Here is an 8368-nt window from a genome sequence, read left to right on the forward strand (position 1 = left end):
GTTGGAAAACACCTTATGAAGTTTACTTCAAAAAATCGTTGCACTTGGTTTGACAATTCAAGCCATAAAATAAGGAATTGATTCAGCGGTGGCATTAATACTTGCTTCTATACCAAATACAACTTTATAACTATTTGGTATGGAATAATAACCAGCTTTCAAATCTTTTCCTAACTCTCCAGCAACATATTTTATATCCCCACCGATACGAGTAATTTCATTAGCTGCTGTGCCTGTAACTTTAGTCACTCCCATTGCAAGTGGTTTTACACCAAACACCATAGATGGTGCACCATAAATTAAATCAGCTGTGTCTTGAGATATTCCGGTAAGTTCTGTTAATGCTTGAGAGCCTATAGGAGAATAATATTTACCAGTGTAAACTGCTTTTATGCCTGAAGCAGCTAAATCACTGCCATAAGTAACCCCTAAAGCACCTGCTGGAATGGCAACAATACATCCAGAGCCGGCTGTTCCAGTGCAAGCTCCCATTGTTCCTAGAGTTGAACCTGCAACAATAACTGCTCCTCCTGCTGTTTGACTTGCACCGATTGCTCGGGTAGTTACTCCATACTGCGTGTCAACTCGATTTAAATGGTCTATACCTCTATCCACATAATTATCATATTGGAATAACTTTCTACGGTAGCCTGAGATGCCATCAAACATATCATAATCAGCCAACTGTTTAGAAAGTAGGTCTCGTTCATTTGCAAACTCTGCTTGGTTTCCTAAATCCTCCAATGCTTTTGCTTTGGCATAGGTCTCGGTATATTCAGGATCATCATTTGGAATTTGAGCAGAACAATGTACTAATGCACAAGCGGCTGCCGTTAAACGAGCTTCTTTTTCCTTGTCTCCATTGGCAAGTTCTTTAATTCTTTGTTTCTCTTCAGGATGCAACTGCCGATTAAATCGCTCCGCCGTTAATGCCGTCACAGCACCTTGAGCAGCAGTGGCACGGTCGCCACCAATCACAGCCCCAGTCGCTGCACCAATTAATGCCGCACTGGCTTGTTGAATGGCTTTGCGTTCGTCTATTGTTAGTGTTTTATCTTGTTCGTATTGGGTTAAATATGCTTCAACTTGGGTATTCAACCATTCTGACGTCATTCCAGCTGTAGCACCTGCCACGCCATTGCCACCACTGAGTTGTGCGGAAATAAAACCCACTAAACCGTGTAGCGCGACTTTTTCTAAGCTGCCATCTTCCCAACCCATTTTTTGCGCCAAATCTCCCACAGCTGTTGCGCCAATTTGGCTTGCGAGACTGGCGATTTCTCTATTTTCTTGGATTGCCGTTAAATCGTAGGCTTTTACTTTTTCATTTGCTGTGGCAACATCACGCGAAAGTGCGGTCGACATGTCACTGTTTTTTGTATTGAGTTGAATATTTGCGCCAATCGCCGATTTTGTCGTAGCTGTGCGACTTTCGTGCATATTGCCTAGCGCGCTGACTGCGCCTCCCACAAGGCTCATCGCAGTCGCTGCCATATTGGTGGAAACCCCGGCGCTGATGTTTTTAACCTCAACTTCGCTACGGTTTTCAATATTCTCGGCAGTGAGTGAGCCTGTGTTAAATTGGTTTTTCTCTGCTGTTGCTGTGCTTTGTACTACACCACCTTTTAAGTGCGTATTGCCTGCCACATTAACCGTCATTCCGCCATCACCGATCTTCAATCCAGATTGTTCTTCAACTTGGGCGTAGTTTAGTTTGGCGTTGTTTTGTGCATAATTTGCCGATGCACTTGAGCCTGAGCCGTAAATTGCCACCGCAGCAGACATACCGGCTTGAGTTTGTTTGCTACTGTATTGATTGCTGTCTTGACGGCTTTCAATGATTAAATCACCTTGAATATCCGCCGCTAATTTTTCAGCGTTGACCACGGCACCACGAAGTGCGGTGTTATTTTGGCTTGAAATCGTTACCTGTTTGCCGTTGAGATAGGTGTTGGATTGGGTAACGGTATTCGTGTTTTCCTTACCTCTGCCTACTTGTGCCGAGCCCTCTACACCAAGCCCAAAGCTATTACCGCTCATCCCTAAGAAGACACCAACATTCCAACCACTATTTTTGCTGTCCGTGCGGTTTTCATAGCTATCTTGTACGGATTCTAGATTGATATTTTTGGCACTCTCTAGCGCAATTTGTGTTGCTCTTAAGGCTGAACCTATAATATCTAAATCACCTTGTGTGGTTTTTAACTGAATATGACCTGCTGTAAATTCGCTACCGCTATGGGTGATTTGTGTGGTATGGCTTTCTTGTTTCGATTTGCTGGCACCAACACTGACAGAAATTTTCACACTCGGTTGACTCACCGCGGTGCTATTTTCTCCAGCTTGGGTCATATTGCCCAAATTGCCTAGAGTATCTAAGGTATTTGGGGCGGTATTTAGATTTCTGCTGATATCTTGCGCTGCTTTAATGGCGAGCAGGGATTGTAATTTGCTGTTGTGTGTTTGTTTAGCACGTTGCATCGTATTGGCGACAGACATTGCCATGTCCGTTAGAGAGCTTGACAGCGCAATCGTCAACCCCGACTGTTTATATTCATGAGATTCGTGGCTTTCGATGCGGTCTTTGCCGGCCTCAATTGTGAGGCTTTCCCCTTGAATCGACAGGGTTTTATCTTGTTGGGCGATTAAATCTGTGCCTAACACATTGGCGTGTTTGCCCGCTTGAATGCTGACATCGCCGTTAAGTGAACCAATGGCACTGCGTGCGTCAGATTGTGTCCAGCCCTCGGTTTCAAAGGCGTGTTTTTCAGATTTTGAGCCAAAGGTAATGCCCGCCCCACCGCCTGTAAATACTCCTGATGTCTTCTTGGTTTCGCGATATTCGTCTTTAAAATGGTTGGTGCCGGCTAAAAGACTGACATTTTCCACCGCACTGAGGGATAAATCCTTATCCGCGACCATTTGTACCGCCGTAGCATGAAGATTTTTGCCTGCCATCACCTGAATCTGTTCACCGGATAATTGACTGCCTACAAGGGTTTGTGCAGCTTGATGTAAATCTGTGGTTTTAATGGTTTTGGCCAGGCTGCCACTTTTATATCGATGATGCTCTTCAAGATTTGCGCTTGTGGTTGCCGTACCTAATGTGATGTTGTTTTCAGCAAGGAGAGCGAGGCGTTTTTCTGCTTCAAGTTGCGCCGCTTCGCTTTGAATGGAAGCGCCTGATAGCACCACATCGCCCTTACCTTGTACGCGGCTGATTGCAATGCCTTGTTGGCTTTCGTGGCGATAATGGTCACCACTGCCTAGGTTTTCACTGTGTGCCGTAGAAAGTGCGGTTAAATTTAAAGCGTTTTGGGCATTCAAGTAAGTGACGCCTGAGCCATCATTGATGATGTCTGCACCGGTAATGGTGAGATTCCCGGCGGCAATTTGTAACGTGCCATTTTCACCTTTGACATGTAGCAAGCCTTTGCGGTCAAGATGGGTGTCTTTGTAAGCATACCCATTAAGATTGACGTCATCGGTGCGTAAGGTGCTTTGGTGGGTCAGATTCCCCGTGACATTGAGCAATAGGGCATTTTCGGCGGTAATGTTGCCGGTGTTGTTCATATCGCCGTTGATGTTGGCGCTGAATATTTTGGCGGAAAGATTGCCGCTGTTGGAAAGACGGTTGGCATTAAACAACGCCACATCACGTCCGGCAATCGTGCCTTGGTTGATGAGTTCTTGGGTTTTTAAGTCAAGGTTTTGAGCCGAAATCAACGCACCGTTAGCCTGTAAATCCCCCTCTTTGATGACTGCATACACTTTGGGCACCAGCACCTTTTGTTGGCTACCATCTTCTAGGGTTACGGTTTCTTCTTCCAGCCAAACAATATCAGAAGTTAGGCTTGCCACTTGACTTTGTGACAGAGAAACGCCGGGGCGTAAATTAAATTTTTGTGCAAAGGTGATACCGGCATCCATCAGTCCACGATATTGGCTGTCAAAATCCGTATAGTTGCCCACAAAGTTTCTGCCTGTTAAGCGGTTGATTTGCTCTCGCACTAAACGCTGTTCATAATAGCCATCACCTAAACGTTTATGCACGTTTTCGTGGTCATGGCGTAGGGCGTTGTACATATAATCGGAGCTGAGCCAACGTTTTTGGTTGGTAAAAGCAGGGTCGGTTTCAACAAGTACACGGTTGGTTGGATTTGCATTGACCCGATACCACACATTCTGCAGAATCGCTAAATTCGGCTGAATACTGCGCACTTCTTGTTGTTCGTTCAGCGCAATGCGTATCAGTGGGCGAGCAAGCGAAACGCCGCTTGTATCGAATACAAGCGGTAAATTTACCGTTAGAATTTGCAAAATTTTAATCATAAATAACCGCTTGTATTACACCTGTGTTCTACATTGTATGCTGTGAACAATTGTTATGATGAAAAGGCCTGTATTAGCTTGTATTTTCAAGGCTTCTAACAAGGTAAAATTATAAGCAGCATACATTATGGAACACTTCCTACTTAATCGCTATCTCATATATAAAATCCACATTTTGGTTTTTTAGAGCATCTTTAATATTATTCAAGATAATCATATCATACTTTCTTGGTTTGAATTTACATATTAGTTTTATTACCATCTCTTTCTCTTTTGCTTCTGAAGTATTTAAATACACTTCTCCACTTTCCAAATAATAAAGATATAGATTTAGTTTATCTTTGAGAAAATAGAGATGTTCATCATTCCATTCTAAATGGTCAGTAATAATTAAAAAACACTGGTTACCCTCGATGTTTATAATGTCAATGCTGTTTTTATCTAAAATACTCATTTTATTTTCTCTCTAGTTTCTAACAAGATCAAATTATAAACAGTATACTTTGTGGAACACCTCCAAATTATTTATATTTTGAAATAAACCAAAAATAATAAATCGATATTATCAATGAGGCAACGGCAGATCTAAGATAAAGATCAGCCCCTGGGTATTTATTCCATTGGTAAGTTGCCAAAATAGTAAAAAAACAAATTCAAGCTAACTATAAACATAGTAAATACAATGCTTAAACAAAGAAAAAATAATAAAAAAACAAAAATAAAAACATATAATTTATTTTTCATTTCGGGCTATAAAAATAACACTTTTATAATAGCTAGCAATATAGGTATAACAAACCAAATTCTATAATATAAAAAAAGGATAAATCTTTTTATTATTGATTCAGTTTGTTCTTGATGTATAAGTTTACTTACATATATATCAGATAAATGTCTATATATTTCACCATTATCTCCCATAACTATACTTTCATCGTTAAATAATTCAGCAATTTCTATTAAAACTTTTAATGAAATTTCATCAGGATTAGAGAGCCATAAGCTATTATCATCATAAGATATAAAGAATTCATACTTATCTTTATAAAAAATTCTTTTTTCATAATCTACGGAGAATCCTAAACTTGTCATTTTGTTTGCAACTTGTTCAAAATCAGATAATATCTTATCAGAGCTAGGTTTATCTGAGTTATTTACAATAGATACATGATAGCCCATATTATTGCTCCTGCTTATCTGTAGCTATTTTATAAAGTTCTGCCCCTCCATTTAAAGAGCCCGCTCCCACTGGTAATTTTTGAGTATTGATTACGCCAACATTAGGCTTATATAATATAGGAATACCATAACCATAATGTTGCTCATATTTTCTTATATGTGCTCCCCACTGATTAGGAGTGGTTAAATCAGACCAAACTTTTGTTCCTGACCAACTTAAATCTGGTTGCTTACCGGTTGATTTATTTGCGCCTTTAAAATAACTATTTGCAGAATCAGATAACTTAGAAGCATACCCATAACTTTCTCCTAAAGAATCCCCCGTTGCTCTGTGAATCTTTGTTCCTGTAATAGCTGCGTTATTCATTATATTAACAGAATCTTTAGCTGCTGCATCTGCCGCTTTTGTAGCTTTTGCAACATCACTACCTATAACTACTGATTGCTTTGCCGTGTTACCGACTCTGTATGCGTCTAGCCCTGCACTTACTCCTGCAGGTAAGAATGGGACAGCAGTCGCAAAACTATCATAAATTAACCCTACTGCATCTATTACAGCAGAGCCATAATTGCCTTCATTTACGTTATATACGAGCGAGGTTGTTCCTATTGCAATATTTGCAACATCCCAAGCAGTTTCAGGTGTAATGGCATTATTCTCCACCGCCCGTTTCCCGATCTCACTCCCCATAGCCGCACTTGCAGTACCATCATTAGCAATGAATGTGGATGTCAAACCACTTGCCACTTGGCTTAAGAACACCACATTTTGCTTTTCATTTTCCGTGAGTTCTTCGGCTTTTTTGCCGTTGTAGAGTGTGTTGGTGATAACCATGGCGGCGGCTTCGCCTGTGGTGGCTGCCGCGGCACCGGCTAGGGCGTTGTTGCCTGTTACTTGCGCTTCAAGGGCCCCCAGAATGGCGTGTGCAGCTAAGTTAGCGGTTTTATCAACATTGCCGTCTTTATCGGTTGTCCATTGTTTGATTCGTTCATTTAAATACGGCGATGCCAATCCCACTGCTGCTTGTTCAATGCTACCGCCTGCAATACCTTGTAACGCAGCGGTAACCGCTTGAATGGCTCTGCCTTTTGTGCTGCCGATGCCGTAATTATCATCATAGCTCGCTTGAAGTGCGGTGAGATTTTGTTGTGCTTTTTGATAGACGGTCGATTTTTCTAAGTCCTCTTGGCTAATGCCTTTTTCTTTAGCGTCTGCTTGAAGTTTGCCGACCTCTAATTTAGCTTTTTCAATGGCTTCGCGTTCTTTAAAGGTATAAATGCCTACTAAATTGGAAGCGATTTCACCCACTAATTTCGCCGCTTCTTGATTTTCTTGGGCTTTGGCTAAGTCTTGTTTTTTGACTTTTTCGTTTGTGTTTTCAGTATTGCGATTGATGTTTTGTGCGTTTTTATCTTCCGTAATAAGCGCGATATTTGCCCCAATCGCGGATTTTGTGGTGCTGTAGTTGGTGTCATGTTGATTGCCCAGTGCGCTCATCGCCATCGTCATAGCGCCCATCGCGCCAGTTCCAACAGCGGCACTTTCGGTTTTTAACTCGCTATGGTTTTTAATCTCTGTGGCACGGATGGTTTGCGTGTTGAGTTTGTTGTGGTCGGCATCCGCATTGCTGGTAATCACCGCGCCATTTAACTGCGTATGTCCGTTCACGGTCACATCCATGCCACCTTTGCCAAGATGGATGCCAGTTTGTTCGTTCACTTGTGCAGTATCTAATTTAGCACGAGTATAAGATGCGCTAGCAGAAGCACCGCCACCCGACCCATAAGCCACAGAACCACTTGCGCTAGCTTGGGTATTTTTACTGGTGTATTTTTCACTATCCTGGCGACTTTGTAGCGTTAAGCTGTTGAGTTTTGCTTTCCAACTATCTGCTTGGATGGTTGCTGCATCAAGGGTTAAACCACCTCGGTCACTATAGGTTTCAAGGTTTTTAACGTTCCAATGATTGTTTTGCCATGTTTCACTGTCGATATTCGTTTTGCCTTTGCCAAGACTTGCACCGCCCTCAAGACCAATACCGAAACTATCGCCGTTAAAACCGACAAAGACCCCAAAAGATGCGCTACTGTTTTTACTGGTGGTGTAGCTGGAATAAGTATCTTTTACACCCCGAGATTCAATCCCTAATTTTGCCTTGATGTTGGCATTTTCCGCTTGAATATCAACGCCGTGAAATAATGCTTTGCCTTCCGTTGCTGTCGCAATCACATTACCGGCTGAAAGCACCGATTTATCATGGGTGACTGAATAGGTATCGGTCTTGGTTTTTTGTTTGCTGGTGCCGTAACCAATCGATATTTTTACCGCTGGATTTTCAGCGGCGGCTGCATTTTTATTGAGATTGTCTAATTGCTCAAGTTGACTGAGCGTCTCTGAGACTTTCTCCAGATTTTGTGCGGCTTGCGCTATCTCTGTGGCGGCCTTCACCGCATACAAGGATTGCAATCGACTGCTTTGGGTTTGTTTTAATTGACGAACGGTATTGTAAGTTGCTAAAGCAGCATCTGTCACCGGTGTGGACAGCGCAATCGTCAACCCCGACTGTTTATATTCATGAGATTCGTGGCTTTCGATGCGGTCTTTGCCGGCCTCAATTGTGAGGCTTTCCCCTTGAATCGACAGGGTTTTATCTTGTTGGGCGATTAAATCTGTGCCTAACACATTGGCGTGTTTGCCCGCTTGAATGCTGACATTGCCGTTAAGTGAACCAATGGCACTGCGCACGTCAGATTGAGTCCAGCCCTCGGTTTCAAAGGCGTGTTTTTCAGATTTGGAGCCAAAGGTAATGCCCGCCCCACCGCCTGTAAATACTCCTGATGTCTTCTTGGTTTCGCG

4 protein-coding genes are annotated in these 8368 nt (G+C 42.4%); all 4 read right to left on the reverse strand.

Translation table 11 applies throughout. From position 1 onward, the window contains the following. Positions 1–57: 57 nt before the first annotated feature. A complete protein-coding gene (locus E7T07_RS10700; RefSeq protein WP_135711125.1) occupies positions 58–4332 on the reverse strand; it encodes a hemagglutinin repeat-containing protein in 4275 nt (1424 codons plus the stop codon). 139 nt (positions 4333–4471) lie between these two features. Further along, positions 4472–4786 carry a DUF6572 domain-containing protein gene (locus E7T07_RS10705; RefSeq protein WP_135711126.1) on the reverse strand — a complete coding sequence of 105 codons (315 nt, stop codon included), beginning with the start codon at positions 4784–4786 and terminating at the stop codon, positions 4472–4474. A 296-nt stretch (positions 4787–5082) separates the two neighbouring features. Next, positions 5083–5511: a hypothetical protein gene (locus E7T07_RS10710; protein ID WP_135711127.1), complete on the reverse strand. Its 429-nt coding sequence runs from the start codon at positions 5509–5511 to the stop codon at positions 5083–5085. Between the two features lies 1 nt (position 5512). Then, positions 5513–8368 (reverse strand): hemagglutinin repeat-containing protein (locus E7T07_RS10715; RefSeq protein WP_180338727.1); only part of this gene is annotated, 2856 nt, incomplete at its 5' end.

Origin of the sequence: Actinobacillus porcinus, assembly GCF_901764995.1 — a bacterium.
GTDB classification, from domain to species: domain Bacteria; phylum Pseudomonadota; class Gammaproteobacteria; order Enterobacterales; family Pasteurellaceae; genus Exercitatus; species Exercitatus porcinus.

Bases quoted from the DNA above. Each gene is read 5' to 3' on its own strand.
- E7T07_RS10700 (WP_135711125.1), bottom strand. From the start codon at position 4,332: ATGATTAAAATTTTGCAAATTCTAACGGTAAATTTACCGCTTGTATTC.
- E7T07_RS10705 (WP_135711126.1), bottom strand. From the start codon at position 4,786: ATGAGTATTTTAGATAAAAACAGCATTGACATTATAAACATCGAGGGT.
- E7T07_RS10710 (WP_135711127.1), bottom strand. From the start codon at position 5,511: ATGGGCTATCATGTATCTATTGTAAATAACTCAGATAAACCTAGCTCT.